At 43.9% G+C, this 17,546-nt stretch carries 18 protein-coding genes; 16 read left to right on the top strand and 2 right to left on the bottom strand.

Annotated features, from left to right (window positions below; all coding sequences use genetic code 11):
* Positions 1-16: 16 nt before the first annotated feature.
* The 11 genes from MHI46_RS06185 to MHI46_RS06235 all read left to right on the top strand — a co-directional run bounded on the left by MHI46_RS06185 (position 17) and on the right by MHI46_RS06235 (position 9,678).
* Positions 17-295 carry a PTS sugar transporter subunit IIB gene (locus tag MHI46_RS06185; protein ID WP_003212259.1) on the top strand — a complete coding sequence of 93 codons (279 nt, stop codon included), beginning with the start codon at positions 17-19 and terminating at the stop codon, positions 293-295.
* A gap of 61 nt (positions 296-356) precedes the next feature.
* Positions 357-803, top strand: a complete 447-nt coding sequence (locus tag MHI46_RS06190) for a hypothetical protein (RefSeq protein WP_260775869.1) — start codon at positions 357-359, stop codon at positions 801-803.
* Positions 800-1,831, top strand: coding sequence for an alcohol dehydrogenase catalytic domain-containing protein (locus tag MHI46_RS06195; protein WP_260775870.1), 1,032 nt, complete (start codon positions 800-802; stop codon positions 1,829-1,831). Before MHI46_RS06190 ends, MHI46_RS06195 begins: the two co-directional genes overlap by 4 nt.
* A 180-nt stretch (positions 1,832-2,011) precedes the next feature.
* Positions 2,012-2,995 (top strand): pyruvate dehydrogenase (acetyl-transferring) E1 component subunit alpha, encoded by a 984-nt coding sequence (gene pdhA / locus MHI46_RS06200; protein ID WP_342503171.1) that lies wholly within the window; start codon positions 2,012-2,014, stop codon positions 2,993-2,995.
* Positions 2,996-3,026: 31 nt separating this feature from the next.
* Entirely contained in the window at positions 3,027-4,007 is a 981-nt protein-coding gene (locus MHI46_RS06205) for an alpha-ketoacid dehydrogenase subunit beta (RefSeq protein ID WP_034281944.1), read from the top strand.
* Positions 4,008-4,024: 17 nt separating this feature from the next.
* Positions 4,025-5,350: a dihydrolipoamide acetyltransferase family protein gene (locus MHI46_RS06210; RefSeq protein WP_260775871.1), complete on the top strand. Its 1,326-nt coding sequence runs from the start codon at positions 4,025-4,027 to the stop codon at positions 5,348-5,350.
* A gap of 12 nt (positions 5,351-5,362) precedes the next feature.
* Positions 5,363-6,745: a dihydrolipoyl dehydrogenase gene (gene lpdA, locus MHI46_RS06215; protein ID WP_260775872.1), complete on the top strand. Its 1,383-nt coding sequence runs from the start codon at positions 5,363-5,365 to the stop codon at positions 6,743-6,745.
* A 31-nt stretch (positions 6,746-6,776) separates the two neighbouring features.
* A complete protein-coding gene (locus tag MHI46_RS06220) occupies positions 6,777-7,472 on the top strand; it encodes an SDR family NAD(P)-dependent oxidoreductase (RefSeq protein WP_058838938.1) in 696 nt (231 codons plus the stop codon).
* On the top strand, positions 7,450-8,235 hold the full coding sequence (locus MHI46_RS06225; protein ID WP_059376856.1) for an SDR family oxidoreductase: 786 nt from the start codon (positions 7,450-7,452) through the stop codon (positions 8,233-8,235). Before MHI46_RS06220 ends, MHI46_RS06225 begins: the two co-directional genes overlap by 23 nt.
* 93 nt (positions 8,236-8,328) lie before the next feature.
* On the top strand, positions 8,329-9,285 hold the full coding sequence (locus MHI46_RS06230) for a sugar-binding transcriptional regulator (protein ID WP_024424944.1): 957 nt from the start codon (positions 8,329-8,331) through the stop codon (positions 9,283-9,285).
* 63 nt (positions 9,286-9,348) lie between these two features.
* A complete protein-coding gene (locus MHI46_RS06235; protein ID WP_024426788.1) occupies positions 9,349-9,678 on the top strand; it encodes a hypothetical protein in 330 nt (109 codons plus the stop codon).
* 13 nt (positions 9,679-9,691) lie between these two features.
* Here the strand turns inward: MHI46_RS06235 and MHI46_RS06240 are convergent, their stop codons facing one another.
* Positions 9,692-11,017: an amino acid permease gene (locus MHI46_RS06240; RefSeq protein ID WP_039177966.1), complete on the bottom strand. Its 1,326-nt coding sequence runs from the start codon at positions 11,015-11,017 to the stop codon at positions 9,692-9,694.
* 329 nt (positions 11,018-11,346) lie between these two features.
* On the opposite strand from MHI46_RS06240, the gene MHI46_RS06245 reads away from it, so the two are divergent.
* Positions 11,347-12,303 carry a ring-cleaving dioxygenase gene (locus MHI46_RS06245; RefSeq protein ID WP_342503172.1) on the top strand — a complete coding sequence of 319 codons (957 nt, stop codon included), beginning with the start codon at positions 11,347-11,349 and terminating at the stop codon, positions 12,301-12,303.
* Positions 12,304-12,334: 31 nt separating this feature from the next.
* Here MHI46_RS06245 and MHI46_RS06250 read toward each other — a convergent pair whose 3' ends face one another.
* Positions 12,335-13,621 carry a trypsin-like peptidase domain-containing protein gene (locus MHI46_RS06250; RefSeq protein ID WP_064498346.1) on the bottom strand — a complete coding sequence of 429 codons (1,287 nt, stop codon included), beginning with the start codon at positions 13,619-13,621 and terminating at the stop codon, positions 12,335-12,337.
* A gap of 168 nt (positions 13,622-13,789) precedes the next feature.
* Between MHI46_RS06250 and proG the strand changes: the two genes are divergently transcribed.
* The 4 genes from proG (at position 13,790) to MHI46_RS06270 (ending at position 17,541) form a co-directional block, all read left to right on the top strand.
* Positions 13,790-14,614: a pyrroline-5-carboxylate reductase ProG gene (gene proG, locus MHI46_RS06255; RefSeq protein WP_064498347.1), complete on the top strand. Its 825-nt coding sequence runs from the start codon at positions 13,790-13,792 to the stop codon at positions 14,612-14,614.
* Between the two features lie 189 nt (positions 14,615-14,803).
* Positions 14,804-15,628, top strand: coding sequence for a M55 family metallopeptidase (locus MHI46_RS06260; protein WP_144464807.1), 825 nt, complete (start codon positions 14,804-14,806; stop codon positions 15,626-15,628).
* A gap of 18 nt (positions 15,629-15,646) precedes the next feature.
* On the top strand, positions 15,647-16,582 hold the full coding sequence (locus MHI46_RS06265; RefSeq protein ID WP_039177974.1) for an ABC transporter permease: 936 nt from the start codon (positions 15,647-15,649) through the stop codon (positions 16,580-16,582).
* A complete protein-coding gene (locus tag MHI46_RS06270; protein ID WP_144464805.1) occupies positions 16,579-17,541 on the top strand; it encodes an ABC transporter permease in 963 nt (320 codons plus the stop codon). Before MHI46_RS06265 ends, MHI46_RS06270 begins: the two co-directional genes overlap by 4 nt.
* Positions 17,542-17,546: the final 5 nt, after the last annotated feature.

Here is a 17,546-nt window from a genome sequence, read left to right on the forward strand (position 1 = left end):
AGCTGGAGGGATTCTAATGGCGAAGAAAATATTAGTATCATGCGGAACGGCAGTTGCAACATCAACGGTTGTGGCTAAAAAGGTAGAAGAGACATTAAAGGAAAAAGGATATGATGTCGTGGTGGAACAATGTAAGGCATCTGAAGTCCCGCAAAAAGCAGAGGGTGCTGATTTAATTGTGACGACAACACCTGTTAGTGATACAAAAGGAACGCCTGTGATTCAAACATTATCCTTTTTAACTGGATTTGGTATTGAAGATGATATCGAGAAAATCATTGATCATATCAAGTAGAGGGCTATTTTCTGGAGGAGCTTTCGCGGCTCCTTCTAGTGATTTGAAAGGAGGAAGTCTCATGCAGCATCATGCTTATAGCCGAACGTCTGCAGTGTTGTCTATTTTTCTTCCGGCTGTGCTCATCTGTCTGTTTTTTCTCTGGTCTCTTTATACGTTATGGTCAGCAGGACCTGAGCCGTTAGCTGTGCTGGGCGTTTATACACTGCCGATTCTCATGCTGTCTAGTATCACAGGACTGAACCAGCCGACAAATGTCGTCATTAGTGAAGATCAACTGAAGATAGGGGCTTTTGGCAGATGGCACACATATGCTGTGTCTGATATTAAAGGAAAGCTTTTTTTAAAGCCATATCCTCATATCGGGAAAGTCTATGTCAGGGTGGGCCCAGCCCGGATATTCGGAGGGCGTTACTGGATATCAAGTGAGATGAGTGAGTACAAACAGCTTGTGCAAACGTTACAGGATTTTGCGAAGGGTGATGAAAAGGAGGATACAGCTACATGAAATCAGCTGTCTTTTATTCTTCAGAGGACATTCGGTATGAGGAGCGGAACCGGCCAGTCATCGGTGATGATGAAGTTCTGTTAAAACTGCGTGCCTGCGGCTTATGCGGAACGGATATTTATAAAGCAACGCATGAGACAGTACCTCCTGGGACCGTGCTGGGACATGAAATCGCTGGTGATATTGTCGAGACCGGCAAGCGCGTGACAAATGTCCAGACGGGAGACAGGGTCTATGTGGCGCATCATGTGCCTTGTTTCACCTGTGACTTTTGTCAAAAGGGGTTTTATACGATGTGTCCGCAGTTTACAGCCACAAATGTAGATCCAGGCGGGTTTTCAGAATATATCCGTATACCTGCTTTGCATGTCAAGCACACGATGGGCAAGATTCCAAAAGACGTATCGTATGAGCAAGGGGCGATGGTAGAACCCGTTGCCTGCTGCCTGCACGGGTTTGAACGAGCACCTGTTCATCCAGGAGATTCCGTCTTGATCCTTGGAGCGGGGCAAATTGGCTGTATTCAATTGCAGCTTGCCAAATATTATTTAGCTGGAAAAGTGATGATAACAGATGTGAATGAGAACAGGCTGCTGCGTGCGAGAAGTTTAGGTGCAGATGCCGCTTTTCATCCAGCAGCTGAGCCAGTGGAAAACCGGGTGATGAAAGAAACAGATGGTAAGGGAGCAGACCTCGTTATTATTTCTGTTGGGAGCAGTGCGCTTTTAAAAGAGGCGTTTCAAGCTGTAGCGCGAGGCGGGACGATTTTGGTGTTTGCTCATTTTCCAAAGGGAGATGTGGCCATTCCTGCTGAACGATTTTTCAATGATGAAGTGAAGGTAGTAGGTGCCTATTCATCGCATCCATATCATTATCGTGAAGCTCTTGAGCTTCTGAAAGCAAAAGTGGTCAACACTGAAAAGATGGTGACGCACCGTTATCCGTTAAGCCAGCTGTTTCAGGCGATAGAATGCGCAAGGAATCCTGAGGGTGAGAGTGTCAAAATCATGATGTATCCAGATGAATGAGTGTAGGAGATTAAAAGAGAAAGAGAAGTTCTTTGGAAAAGGGCTTTGCCTTTCTCTTTTTTTCTGACAAAAGATGAAAACGCTTAAAAATGAGAGAGAATTGCTTGACTTCGTTGACACTTAAACGTATGATAATTACAAATGTAACATACAAGAACAAATGTAAAGGGGAGAGAAGAAATGCAAAAACAAATCACTTTGCCTGAACAGATTAGTCATGAGAAGTTAGCAGATTTATATAAACAAATGTGGTTAGTGAGATATTTTGATGAAAAGGTCGATCAATTCTTTGCAAAAGGACTTATCCATGGCACCACTCATTTATGTGTTGGACAGGAAGCGTCAGCTGTTGGATCGATTGCCGTGTTAAAGGATAAAGATAAGATCGTCAGCACACACCGAGGACATGGTCACTGTATTGCAAAAGGGGCCGAGGTCAATAAAATGATGGCTGAATTGTTTGGACGTGAAACCGGTTATTGTAAAGGAAAAGGCGGCTCCATGCATATCGCGGACTTAGAAAAAGGAAATCTTGGGGCAAATGGAATTGTTGGCGGCGGTATCCCGCTGGCAACAGGTGCAGCGCTCACATCTAAAATGAAGCAGGAAGGCTTTGTTGTTCTTTGTTTCTTCGGAGATGGCGCCACAAATGAAGGCAGCTTCCATGAAGCATTAAACCTTGCGTCTATTTGGGATTTACCAGTTGTGTTTATTTGTGAAAACAACCAGTACGGCATGTCTGGCCCTGTGAAAGAAATGATCAACATTGAAGATATTTCAACAAGAGCAGAAAGCTACGGAATGCCAGGGAAAACAGTTGATGGAAATGACATGGTTGAAATTATGAACACAGTTGATGAAGCAGTCAGCCGTGCGAGAGCGGGAGAAGGCCCATCACTTATTGAAATGAAAACGTACCGCTGGAAGGGTCACTCTAAGAGTGATGCGAAAAAATACCGTACACGTGAAGAAGAGACAGAGTGGAGACAAAAAGACGGCATCAAACGCTTTAAGTCTCTTTTGATTGAACTGAATGTTTTGACAGAAGAGCAGGCAGTAAGCTTACAGGAAGAAGCGAAGCAGGAAATTGAAGCGTCTGTAGAATTCGCCAAAAACAGTAAAGAACCGTCAATCGACACACTATTAGAGGATGTATACGCCTAATTAGGAGGGGAATCACGTGACAAAAACAACAGTGAGAGAGATTTCATATTTAGAAGCCGTTCGAGAGGCTATGAGTCAGGAAATGAGAGAAAACCAAGATGTCTTCATTTTAGGTGAAGATATTGGCGTATATGGAGGTGCTTTTGGGGTCACGCGCGGCATGATTGAAGAATTTGGGCCAGAGCGCGTTCGCAATACACCTATCTCAGAGGCTGCCATCGCAGGTGGGGCAGTCGGAGCGGCTTTAACCGGTATGCGTCCGATTTTAGAACTTCAATTCTCTGACTTTATTACAATCGCAATGGATCAGCTTGTGAACCAAGCAGCCAAAACACGATACATGTTTGGAGGAAAAGGGAAGGTGCCGCTCGTTGTAAGAACGCCAGCAGGATCGGGAACGGGTGCAGCGGCGCAGCACTCACAAAGCTTAGAAGCGTGGATGGCCCATATTCCAGGACTCAAAGTGGTTCAGCCTTCAACAGCCTATGATGCAAAAGGTCTTTTAAAAGCAGCGATGGATGATGACAACCCTGTCATTTTCTACGAGCACAAGCTTTTATATAAAACAATCGGTGAAGTGCCTGAAGAGCAATATTCAATTCCTCTAGGAAAAGCAGATGTGAAAAGAAGCGGGAAGGACGTCACGATTGTAGCAACAGCGATTATGGTACACAAAGCGTTAGAAGCGGCGAAGGAACTAGAAGCAGAGGGAATCGATGTTGAAATCATTGACCCAAGAACACTTGTCCCATTAGATGAAGAAACGATTATCGAATCTGTGAAGAAAACAGGTAAATGTATCGTGGTTCATGAAGCGGTAAAACGAGGCGGCTATGGCGGAGAGATTGCAAGTATGATAGCGGAAAGTGAAGCCTTTGACTACTTAGATGCTCCAATTAAACGACTTGGCGGTCTTGCGGTTCCAATACCATACAACCCGACGCTGGAAAAAGCGGTCATTCCACAAGTGCCAGATATTATTGAAGCAGCAAAAGAGCTTGTGCGCTCTTAAGTAAAGGGGAGAAGATCATGCCAAAAGAGATATTTATGCCGAAGCTAAGCAGTACGATGGAAGTCGGCACCTTGCTTCAATGGTTTAAAGAAGAAGGAGATTCGGTTGAAATCGGTGAGCCTCTTTTTGAAATTATGACAGACAAGATCAATATCGAGGTGGAAGCCTATGATGATGGTATTTTTCTAAAGAAATATTATGAAGCCGATGATCAAATTCCAGTCAATGCTGTCATTGGATATATCGGAGAGGCAAATGAACAGGTGCCAAGCGAACCGCCAGCACAATCAGATGAAGATTTATCCGGCAGCAGCGAATCGGCTTCATCAGACACGGCTTCATCCAGTTCTACTGAAGCCCCAAAAACACCTAATGAAAAAGTGCGTGCCACTCCTGCGGCGAGAAAAACGGCAAAGGATCATCATGTAGCGATTCATGAGGTATCTGGTACAGGACCTAAAGGCAGAGTTCAAAAGCGGGACGTCGAGGCGGCTGTCCACTCTAATGAGAAAGACCAGCGCGTGTCACCTCTAGCAGAGAAAGTGGCTGCTCGTGAAGGAATCGATTTAGCGAATGTTGCTGGATCTGGTGCGCACGGAAAAATTATGAAGAGTGATGTAACGGCAGCAGCTGTAAAAACAGCTGAGTCTTCTCCAGTGAAAACACAAAAACTAGCTGGCATGAGAAAAGTGATTGCTGATCGCATGTCACAAAGTGCCTTTACAGCACCGCACGTGACATTAACAAGTGAAATCGATATGACAAAAGCAAAAGAAGTACGCAAACAGCTATTGCCAGCGATTGAAAAAGAGACAGGCTACAGACTGTCGTTCACAGAAATTATCATTCATGCGGTCAGCAATGTACTCACGAGACACCCGCATATCAATATGACGTTTGAACAAAATGAGCTCCATTTCCATGATGATGTGCACATTGGTCTCGCTGTCGCTGTAAAAGATGGCTTAATGGTTCCAGTCATTTCTCATGCGAACCAAAAAGGATTAAAACAGCTGACAAAAGAGGCGAAAGAAATCGGCCGAAACGCACGTGACCAAAAACTGCTGCCAGACCAGCTGAAAGGGTCCACTTTTACCATTAGTAACTTAGGTATGTATGCCATTGATACCTTTACCCCGATTATCAATCAGCCAGAAGTGGCGATCTTAGGCGTTGGGCGCATTCAAGAAAAACCTGTTGTGGTAGATGGAGAAATTCAGGTGCGGCCGATGATGGGCGTTAGTTTATCGTTTGATCACCGAGTGGTAGATGGCGCACCAGCGGCTGCCTTTTTAACAGACCTTAAAAAAGTGCTTGAACAACCATTTGAATTGCTAATGTAGGAGATGAATCGGATGACGAAAACGTATGATCTGACAGTCATTGGCGGAGGGCCTGGCGGGTATACTGCCGCCCTTCAAGCAGCTGAGCGTGGACGGAAGGTCGCATTGATTGAAGAGGATTTTCTTGGCGGTACTTGTTTAAATCGGGGCTGCATTCCTTCAAAGACACTGCTCAAACATGCAGAAGTCATTGAATCAATTGAGAAGGCGAAAAGCTGGGGAATTGAAACAGGTGATTTGGTCCTTTCCTTCGATAAAATGAGAAAGCGCAAAGATGACGTCATTGAAAAGCTCAGAGGCGGAATTGCTTTTCTATTAAAGCAAGGAAAGATTGATGTATATAACGGCAGAGGTACAGCTGTGACAAGACACCAGATTGAGATTGAAAAACAAGACGGTTCAGAATCGATTGAAACGAAAGAGCTCATGATTGCCACTGGATCTTCACCCGCTATTCCGCCAATACCGGGCCTTAAAGACATTCAATTTGACACAAGTGATACGATCTTTGACATCCCAGATATTCCTGCTTCTGTCGTCATCATTGGCGGTGGTGTCATTGGGCTTGAGCTGGCTTGTATTTTCCAGAGCCTTCAATCAAAAGTCACGATTATTGAAGCAGCTCCGTCCATTATTCCGCAAGAGGATGAGGAAGCATCTAAGCTGCTAGAAAGAGAATTAAAGAAAAAAGGCATCCATATCGCGAAAAAAACCACTGTGACAGAGGTAACGGAAAGCGAAGGAGTCAAAGCGGTTCATGCATCAGACGATAAAGGGGAGGCGCATATCTTTACGGCTGAAAGATTGCTTGTCTGTGTAGGAAGAAGACCTAGTGTTTCTGCTGTCAGCCAGCTTGATCTTCAGCTGGATGGTCCTTTTATCAAGGTGAACGACAAGATGCAGACAAGCGTTGAAGGTGTCTATGCAGTTGGGGATGTTGCTGGCGGCTATCAACTGGCTCATGCAGCGATGGCAGAGGCCGCTGTTGCGGTCAGTAATATTTGCGGTGTGTCTGAAAAAATGAATGCTGATATCATGCCTAGATGTATTTATACATTACCAGAGGTAGCAAGTGTCGGTCTGACTGAGAAAGAGGCAAAAGCCAAAGGACTTAACGTGCGGGCAGAACGATTTGATTTAGCGGCAAGCGGTAAAGCACTAACGGCAGGTGAGCAAACAGGCTTTATTAAATTGGTATACGATACAGCCTATGGTGAAGTGATTGGCGCGACGATGGTTGGCCCGCACGTCACAGAGATGATTTCAGAAGCTTCCTCCTTTATGTATTTAGAAGGAACAGCAGAAGAGATGGCGAAAATGATTCATCCGCATCCGACCATCTCAGAAGGTTTTTATGAAGCAGCACTTGATATCGTGAGTAAGCTGAGAAAATAATGGACAAACAAGGGATAGGGAGGAGATACGTGTGCACGTCCAGCTTCATCAGAAAGCGGCACTTGTGACAGGTAGCACAGATGGATTTGGAGAAGCCATCTGCCTGGCTTTAGCCCGGGCAGGTGCACATGTTTTTTTACACACGTTTCATGATGAATCAAAGGCTAAAACCATTCGTGAAGACATTCAAAAAATGGGCGGTCAAGCGAGTATTATTCAGAACCCGCTGGAAACACCGCATGATGCGACACGGATGCTGAGGCAAGTGATTGATACATGCGGTAAACTGGATATTCTGGTCAATCAAGCAGAGCAAGGAGCGTGCGCAGAGCTTGATGACGTGAGCCCTGATGGATGGGTAGATGAAGTGGAATCGGCTGTGAATACCGTCTTTCTTTCCAGTCAGGCTGCCGTATGGCATATGGTTGATCAGAAGCAAGGCTGCATCATTAATATATCGTCATCAGGCAGTATCACAGGAGATGGCGGGATCTCGCATGCTACTTCGAATTCTATGCTGAATGCCATGACAAAAGGGTTAGCAAGAGAATTTAAAGACAAAGGCATTCGGGTGCTTGCGCTGCTGCCTCCGCCTCTCGATTTGGTTCCTGATACAGAGCAAATCAAGGAGACTGTGGCCCATATGACGGTGTTCCTCAGTACATCCTATGGTGCATTTACAGATGGCGTGGCGATTATGCTTGATGGGGGTGAGAGCGCTGGCTAATGATCAAAAACCAGTTCTCATCGTTGGCGGAGCACAAGGGATCGGAAAAGAAATAGCTGAGCGTTTTTTAAAAGAAGGACAGCCAGTTGCTGTGTCAGATATAGATGAAAAGGGACTTTCGCTCTTAAAGACACAGTATCCTCAGCTGCTGATATTTCAAGCTGACGTTTCATCGTGGGAAAGTGTTCAGCAAATGATATCAGCAGCTGAAAGGGAGCTGGGCGGTATTGCTCATCTTGTGTATTCAGCAGGAATGACAAAATCTCTGCCTTTTTTAGAAGTCGATTTTTCACTTTGGAAGAAGACACTGGCTGTGAACTTATATGGTCTTTACTATTGCATCAAAGCGTTGGCACCCTATATGTGTGAGCGGCAGGAAGGCAGTGTTGTCATTATTGGATCGGGATCGGCCATCACCGGCTCAGGCGGCGGTATTCAATATTATGCATCAAAAGCAGGTGCTTTTGGATTGATGCGATCGCTCGTAAAGGACCTAGGCTCCCATCATATACGCATCAATGTGATTGCTCCCCGCGTGATTGAATCTCAAATGCTTGATACACTCTATCCGACTGTTGAGGAGAAACGGCAGCTGCAATCACTCATTCCCATCGGAAGGTTAGGAAAACCTGATGATATCGCGGGACTCACTTTATTTCTCACACGTGATGAGGGGAGTTATTTGCACGGACAAATTATCTTGTTAGACGGTGGGAGAACATATCAGCCGAAATATACTGAGGGAAAAAGAGCGGAGAGTTAATCGCTCTTTTTGTCATTTTCATAACAATTGTTCCAATTGGAAACGAATGTTTGATATACTGGTAATCATAGTATATTAAAAGGATGATGTCACATGCTGAATTGGGAAGAAAGACGACAGCTCGTCAAAGTTGCTCATCTTTATTATACAGACGGGTGGACGCAGCAAGAAATTGCAAAAAAGCTCAATGTCTCAAGACCAGTCATTTCAAAGCTCTTACAAAAAGCAAAAGATGTGGGAATCGTTGAAGTGTACATTAAAGACGAAAGCATTCATACAGTGGAACTTGAGAAGCAGCTGGAAACAACCTTTCAATTAACAGATGCGGTCGTTGTCCCAAGTGTTGGGACAATGTCCGAGATGGTGAAGCGGGCAGTCGGTCAAGCAGGCGCCTATTATTTGTCTAAAAACATGAAAAATGCGGAGAAAATCGGTATTTCATGGGGGACGACACTTGCTGAGCTTGTCAAAGAATATCCGTTTGAACGAAGAAACGATGTGAAGGTCATTCCTTTAGAGGGCGGAATGGGCAGGCAGGCAGTCGATATTCATGCCAATCAGCTGGCATATGAGCTGGCAAAGAAAATGAACGGCACATGTTCCTATTTATATGCCCCTGCGATTTTAGAAACAGAAGAATTAAAAGAACGGCTTATGGCGATGCAGGACATAGAAGCTGTGCTTGAAGAAGGCAGAAATGTGGATATTGCCCTCATCGGTATTGGCAACCCGCATAAAGGGTCGACTTTAAAAACAGTCGGTTATTTAAAAGAAGAGGATTTATCTGGTTTAAGGCAATCAGGCGCTGTCGGTGATATTGGTTTTCGTTTCTTTGATGGAGAAGGAAAACCTGTCCAAGATGAACTGAATCAAAAGGTCATAGGCTTATCGCTGGAACAATTAAAGAGCGTCAAAACGGTCATCGCTGTTGTAGAAGGAACCCATAAAGCAGAAAGTATTTTAGGGGCTTTAAATGGCGGCTTCATCCAAGTACTGGTGACAGACGAACTAACGGCGGCAGCCATTTTAAAGGAAGCATCCGTGCAATAAAAGGCTTGCAGCGTTCGAATGGTATAACAAGAGCAACATCAAACGAGAAAGGAGCTGTGTATCTTGAAGAAAACCGAAATGGAAGCAAACCTACATTGTACTCGGTGCCAAGAAGAGACCCTCCACAGCATCGTTTATGTGAATGATCAGATGAAAAGCGTTGAGTGTACAGAGTGTCATCAAAAGATCAGTGTGCAAGTCGACATCATGAAGGAATTTTACAAAGAAGTATATGAAAAAATAGCGACAAAGCCAAAGCGGATCACGCAGGAATATAAGTCGAACCTGAATGGATTTATCTCAAGGCTCCCAATCCGCGTGCTTAGTAAGCCATACCGGCTCATGAGATATTTAAACGAATCATACAAAGTGATCAAACAATATAAAAAATAAAGCAGAGCACTGATTAGTGCTCTGCTTTATTTTGTGTTTTTTTCATATAATAATAAATAGGCAGTCCAGCCATCCCGATCAGCATGGAGATCAGACAGCTTTTCCAATCGGTGATCATGGTGCTGATTAAGACGAATAATGAACCGATAATCGCAATGATTGGTGTCAGCGGGTAAAGTGGTACACTGTACGCACGCTTCATTCCGCTGTTTTGTTTTCTCAGCTTAAAGACGGCGAAAAAGGCCATGACATAAAAGATGTAGATCATGAAAATCGATACTTCAGACAGCTTCTCGGGATTACTGACGATCATAAACACAATGGCGATCAAAATTTGCACAAATACAGCGATCCAAGGTGTTTTAAACGTTGGGTGAATACGGGAAATCGCGTTGGCGAAAGGAATCTGCTTTCGTTCTGCCATCGCAAAAATTACACGTGGGAATGAAAGAACCTTTCCGTTCAAACAGCCAAAGATGCTGATGATGATCCCAATACTAATGATTTTCCCGCCAATTGGTCCAAAGAGCATGGTAGCAGCAGTGCTTGTCGCATTTTCACCTAGCTGGACGATTTGATCAGCTGGCAGCACGTGCAAAAGTGCGACATTAATAAAGAGATAACAAGCCGTCACAATTAAAATTCCGCCTGCCATCGCGCGAGGAAGCAGTTTCTCAGGGTTTTTCATTTCTCCTCCAAGCGCAGCAAGTAAAATCCAGCCATCATAAGCAAATAACGTAGCCAAAATCGCTGCACCGAAGTTCATTTGAGCGATGCTATCGTTGACAGCCATGAAGATGTTTTCGTTACCTTTCCATATGCCAAACACAATAATAGCGGCAATTGGGACAAGCTTTCCAATAGTGGTCAGCCCCTGAACAAATCCGCCGTATTTTGTTCCCATGATGTTGATGATACATAAAAATAAAACGGTGATAATGCCGATCGTCGTAGACCATAAAGTCGAAAGAGAAAATAAATTGGCTAATAATGAACCAAAATAAAGACCAAGTGCTCCAATGATGGCGGGTCCGTAAATAATAATCTGCACCCAGCCGCATAAGTAGCCCCAAAATTCACCATACACTTCTTCAAGATAGGCGTATAAACCGCCGGTTCTGGGGATTTGTGTACCAATTTCAGCGACAGTCAGTCCGCCTGCAAGGGTTAAGATTCCACCTAACAGCCAAGCAAATAATGCGATGTCTGAGCTCCCTGAATAGGAAAGGACGTTGCCTGGCTTCATAAAGACGCCTGACCCGATAATGGTCCCGATGACAAGAGATAGGGCGAAAAATAAGCCGATGTCTTGTTTTAACGCTGGTTGTTCTTTGTTCATTACACACGACCTCCTGCATCACTTTCGTACGTTACTGTGACATGTATTTTGTTCATTGTAATACGATTTTAGGAAAACAAGAATTAAAAAAATTTTCTGATTTTCGTATTTGTGATTGAAAGTGTTCGTTTATTGGAGATATTAGGGTGAATGTTGTGTTAAAAACGAACAATGAAAGATTATTTTCGATTTAATGTTAATTTAATGTCCAGAAACCGAACATCCAGTAAACGTACAGTTAAATGGTTGACTTTTCTTGAAAAATGAACTATTTTATTCATAAGGATATTATCTCGAATTCGAGATAATTAAAAATAGGAGTGAAAATAATGAAAATCAATGGGATTCACCACGTATCTGCGTTAACAGCCAATGCTCAGAAGAATGTTGATTTCTATCGCCAAATTCTTGGCTTGAAACTTGTAAAGAAAACAGTCAATCAAGATGACCCGTCTATGTATCACTTGTTTTATGGAGATGAGGTTGCTTCACCAGGAACAGAGCTTACATTCTTTGAGATTCCAATGCTTGCCCGCCGTTTGGAAGGGACAAATGCGATCACAAGCACAGGCCTTCTCGTTTCTTCTGAAGAGGCACTCACGTTTTGGGAAAAGCGGTTTGAAGATAAAGGCGTACAGCAAGAAACAGCTTCCTTGAGAGGCGGAAGACCTGCCTTGCGTTTTAAAGATCCAGAAGGGCAGCAGCTGTTTTTAACAGTAGAACCGAACGCACAAGAAGAAGGCTCACCGCCAGTGCATGATGATATTCCTGCAGAGTATGCGATTAGAGGTTTAGGTCCAGTTGAATTAACCGTTGCAGAAGCTGATAAGACGATCCGTGTTTTAACAGAAATCCTTGGTTTCACCGAAAGAGCACGTGAACAATCAAATGATGGTGAGATCGTGACCATTTTTGAGTCAGGAAATGGCGGTGCTGGAACAGAAATTCATGTGATTGAAAAAACAGAAGGGCCTTCTGAACGTTCCGGCAGAGGAAGTGTGCATCATGTCGCATTCCGCGTGAAGGATGCAGAAGAGCTTGAAAAATGGTATGAAAAAATATCAAAAGCAGGCTTTACGAATTCTGGTGTTGTAGAACGTTTTTACTTTAAAGCTCTTTACTTTAGAGAGCCAAATGGTATTTTATTTGAAATTTCAACAGATGGTCCTGGGTTTACAGTCGATGAAGGGGTGGATGTACTTGGCGATCAATTAGCCCTTCCGCCATTCCTAGAGCATAAACGAGCAGAAATTGAACAAAGATTAACGCCAATTCAATCGTCATAAAAAAACAGCTCATAATTGAGCTGTTTTTTCATTAGGAACTGACCTGCTTAGATTCAGATTGTGTTAATGTGACCTGTTTTGTTTCTTGTTTTCCGTTTCGAATGAGGGTGATGCTCACGGTGTCTCCTACTTTTGTATTCGTGTATAGCTCGTGACGTAATTCGCTGCCAGTTTTGATTTGTTTTCCATTGATGGCGGTAATGACATCCTCTGACTTTAAGCCTGCTTTGGCGGCAGGTGAGCCAGCGGCGATTTCTTTGACATACACGCCTTGATCGAGCTGACTGCTTTTAAGTCCGAGTGTTTCTTTCTGATACACATCTGGAACTTGTTCGAGATCCAGCATGCTGATGCCGATATATGGACGTTCAATTTTTCCTTTTGCGAGAAGCTGATCAGCGATTGGTTTGACATCATTGATTGGCAGCGCGAATCCAATGCCTTCCACACCTGTTTCAGAGATTTTCATACTCGTGATCCCCACAACCTTTCCGTCTGTCGTCAGAAGCGGGCCGCCGCTGTTACCTGGATTAATGGCTGCATCTGTTTGAATGACATTAATGCTGCTTTCGCCTGCTGATGTGTTCATAGAGACTGTTCGATCGACACCGCTGACAATTCCTTGTGTCACCGTTCTTGAAAGGTCTTCACCAAGCGGGTTTCCGATTGCGATGACAGTTTCTCCAGCACGCAGTGAGGAGGAATTGCCTAATGCCGCCACCTTCGTCACATGACTGCTGCTAATTTCCACAACAGCTAGGTCAGTGAGCGGATCAGCTCCGACCAGTTTTCCTTCAATGGTTTTGCCATCGTGTAAGGATACGGTGAGTTTGTTTGCCCCTTCAATGACGTGGTTGTTTGTTAAAATAAAGGCTTTATTGCCTGATTTTTTGAAAATCACTCCTGAGCCTGTACCGGTTTCTTCCTCTTGACTGCTTTTGTTTTGCTGTGATTCATCGAAAGGGTTACTGAAATCGCCAAAGCTCGTGTCTGTTTGAGTTTGTGCTTGGTAGTTTGTAATGCCGACAATTGCTGGTGATACATTTTCGACCATGCTGGAAATGCTGTTTGATGAATTTGCTGTTTGGACGGCTGTTGTTTTTGACAAATTCGTGTGATTTGTCGATACTGCTTCTGTTTTCGCTGCCGAATCATTTGCAGTGCTGTCTGATGAATGCTGAGCATATGGCGTAAGAACATAGACACCTAACGCTAATATACCGCCCACAACACCGCTGACGAATGGTTTAAACCAGCCATTTGGCTTCTTCTGTTTTTGAGGTTGTTCAATAGTTTGTTTGTCATCTTTGTGAGTCATCCGAATCACTCTCTTTCATTTATTTTTTCATGTATGTGTTCAAGGTGTTTTACCGTATGTGGTGGTGACTGATTTTATCGTAAGAAAAAAGTGTGGGATAAAAATGAAAACATTGTGGGAAATTGTTAAAATAAGTAGTGAATCTTAGCAAATAGAGGAGTTTAAACTGTGGAGACAATCGGAATTATTGGATATGGAAGTATGGCTGATATGATGGTGCAAAAGTGGTTGGAAAATGGGGTGCTAGATGCTCATCAAATCATGATCCATACAAGAAGTGAAACGGAACGCCTGCATCAGCTTCAAGAAAAGCATCAAGAAATCAGCATTTGTTCATTAGATGAACTTTCTGCGTCATGTGATATATTGTTTGTCTGCGTGCCGCCGCTTGCTGTACTAGATGTTCTAGATCAGCTGCCATCTAAAGCGAAAGCGGTACATATTGTGTCAGTAGCAGCAGCTGTGACATTAGAAAAGTTACAAGCGCATACAACACAGCCAGTGTCTAGATACATCCCAACACTCACGTCAGCTGTTGGCACAGGCGTATCCCTTGTTGCGCATGGTGCAGCCGCAGGGCGTGAGAACAAAGAACGTTTACACCGTCTGCTTTCAGCTTTTAGCATCGTCAGGGAGGTAGAGGAAGACCGGTTTGATGCGGCAAGCAATTTGACAAGCTCATCTCCTGGTTTTATTGCTGCTCTGTTTGAAGAAATGGCGAAAGCCGCTGTGAGAAATAGTGATCTTTCCTTAGAGGAAGCGAATGAATTTTTAACGTATGCCCTTTTAGGGACAGGCCAGATCCTTGTAGAACGAGGTCTCACCTTTGCTGAAACTGTCGATAGAGTGGCGACAAAAGGGGGAATTACAGGAGAAGGTGCTGAGGTCATTCAACAGCAGGCACCTCAGATGTTTGATGATTTATTTACACAAACCATGAAGAAATATGAACAGCTGAAATCGCAGATTAATGAAGCGGATAAACACCACTAAAGACATAGTTAGTGGTGTTTTATTTGTTAAAAAAATCCTTTCTGAAATAGTCTTTTGACCTGTATTATCTGAGTCTAAATTCCTTATTTTCAGACATTGTATTGAAAAATCAATCAAGTTCTCATATAATTTTTTAGAAAATTTAGAAAAATATACACAAATTTTATGTTTAATTAAAGGGGGATGGGAATGAAGCTCTATCTATCTGTCGATATGGAGGGAATTACTGGTCTAGCTGATCATACATTTGTTGATTCACGCCAGCATAACTATGAGCGGGGCAGACGTATTATGACAGGTGAAGTGAATGCCTGTGTAGAGGCGCTTATTCAGCATGGTGCCACCGACATTTTGGTGAATGACAGTCATTCTAAAATGAATAATCTTTTGATCGAAGAACTGCATGAAGAGGCAGTTCTCATATCAGGTGATGTAAAGCCTTATTCCATGGTGCAAGGGTTGGATCAAAGCTATGATGCAGCTGTTTTTTTAGGCTATCATGCAAGAGCATCAATGAAAGGTGTGATGTCGCACAGTATGATTTTTGGGGTCAGACATTTTTACATAAATGATCATCCAATTGGTGAAATGGGTTTTAATGCGTATGTTGCAGGCTACTATGGTGTTCCAGTGATTCTTGTTTGCGGGGATGATCAAGCAGCACTAGAGGCAGAAAAGCTGATGCCTGGTGTGAAAACAGTAGCGGTGAAAGAGACCATCTCAAGATCTGCTGTGAAATGCTTACCTCCAGCCAAAGTCAATAAACAAATCTCGCAGCAAGTGGAAGCCGCGATGAAACAGATTGATCAAATGAAGCCGCTGACGCCTCCTGATCAGCCGCTGCTTAAGATTGAGTTTGCCAACTATGGACAAGCTGAATGGGCGAATTTAATGCCGGGTACTGCCATCATAGAAGGAACAACAATGGTGACGTACCAAGCTGAGAATATATTAGAAGCCTATCAAGCGATGCTTGTCATGACAGAGCTTGCCGCACGTACAACATTTTGTTAAGCGAGGGGGAGACAGTAGATGGCCAGCTTTTTGCTCAAGCGTTTTATTGCGATGATTGCCACGATCTTAACGATTACGACTTTAACGTTTATTTTAATGAAGGTCATCCCAGGATCGCCTTTCAATGAAGAACGAAATACAAACGAAACCGTCCAGCGAAACCTCGAAAGCTACTATCACTTAGACGAACCACTCTATGTTCAATATGTCATCTATTTAAAATCCATTGTTACCTTTGATTTTGGTCCTTCCATTAAAAAGCCTTCTGAAAGTGTCAATGATCTATTGGCGAGAGGCTTCCCAGTCTCATTAGAACTTGGTCTTATCTCAATATTGATTGCTGTCATCTCTGGCATTCTGCTAGGGGTCATGGCTGCCCTCCGGCATAATGGTTTGATTGATTACATCGCTATGACCATTGCTGTTTTCGGTATATCCATTCCAAACTTTATCTTTGCTACCTTATTAATCCAGCAGCTTGCTGTCAATTTGAAGCTCTTTCCTACAGCGATGTGGACAAGTCCAATGCATATGGTGCTGCCTACAATCGCCCTTGCTGTCGGGCCAATGGCCATTATCGCCAGGTTAACGAGATCGAGCATGATTGAAGTGCTGTCGCAAGACTATATCCGTACTGCCAAAGCAAAAGGACTTTCTCCCTTAAAAATTGTATTTAAGCATGCGCTTCGGAATGCACTTTTACCCGTTGTGACCATTCTTGGAACACTTGTCGCAAGTATTTTAACAGGAAGTTTTGTCATTGAAAAAATATTTGCCATTCCTGGAATGGGAAAATACTTTGTCGAGAGCATTAACAACCGTGATTATCCTGTCATCATGGGAACCACTGTTTTTTACAGCATTATTTTAATCACACTTCTCTTCATTGTCGATGTGGCGTATCGTCTCCTTGATCCGAGGATTCAGCTGCATCAGAAAGGAGGAAAGGCATGAGTATACACCTTCAGCATGATCCACCGAACAGGCATCCTGAAGTCCCGGACGAATGGTTTTCTCCTCGCGAGCAAAAGAAAACGGAAGCCCATGCCATTAAAAGACCCTCTCTTTCCTATTGGGCTGATACATGGAGGCGGCTGAAGCAAAATAAGCTTGCGATGTTTAGTCTATCGGTCCTGATTTTTCTTTTTGTCATGGCAATCTTAGGCCCATTGCTTGCGCCAAATAGTGTGACAGAGCAGCGTCTTTCGATGCAAAATCTGCCGCCCTCGGCTGCTCACTGGTTCGGAACAGATGAGCTTGGGCGAGATGTGTTCACACGTACCTGGTACGGAGCACGCATTTCGTTATTTGTGGGCGTCATGGCAGCCCTGATTGATTTTGCCATCGGTGTGATTTATGGGGGCATAGCCGGCTATAAAGGCGGACGCTATGACCATATCATGATGCGGATTGTCGAGGTGCTCTACGGACTTCCTTATTTACTTGTCGTCATTTTATTGATGGTGCTCATGGGGCCAGGGCTTGTCACCATTATTGTAGCACTCACTGTCACAGGATGGATTGGAATGGCAAGAATTGTGAGAGGTCAGGTTCTTCAGCTGAAAAGCCAGGAATATGTCCTTGCCTCAAAAACCTTTGGTGCCAAAAGCCTGCGGATCATTCGCCGCAACCTTCTGCCGAATACGATGGGGCCGATTATCGTCCAGATGACCCTCACTGTGCCGACCGCGATATTTGCTGAAGCGTTCCTTAGCTTTCTCGGTTTAGGTATTCAAGCGCCGTTTGCAAGCTGGGGCGTGATGGCCAATGATGCTTTGCCGACTGTGCTGTCAGACAATGGACATTGGTGGCGTTTATTTTTCCCGGCATTTTTTATTTCACTCACGATGTTTTGCTTTAACAATTTAGGTGATGGCTTGCAAGATGCGCTTGATCCAAAGATGAAGAGGTGATGGTG

The organism is Bacillus sp. FSL K6-1000 (genome assembly GCF_038630785.1).
Classification (GTDB): Bacteria; Bacillota; Bacilli; order Bacillales; family Bacillaceae; genus Bacillus; species Bacillus safensis.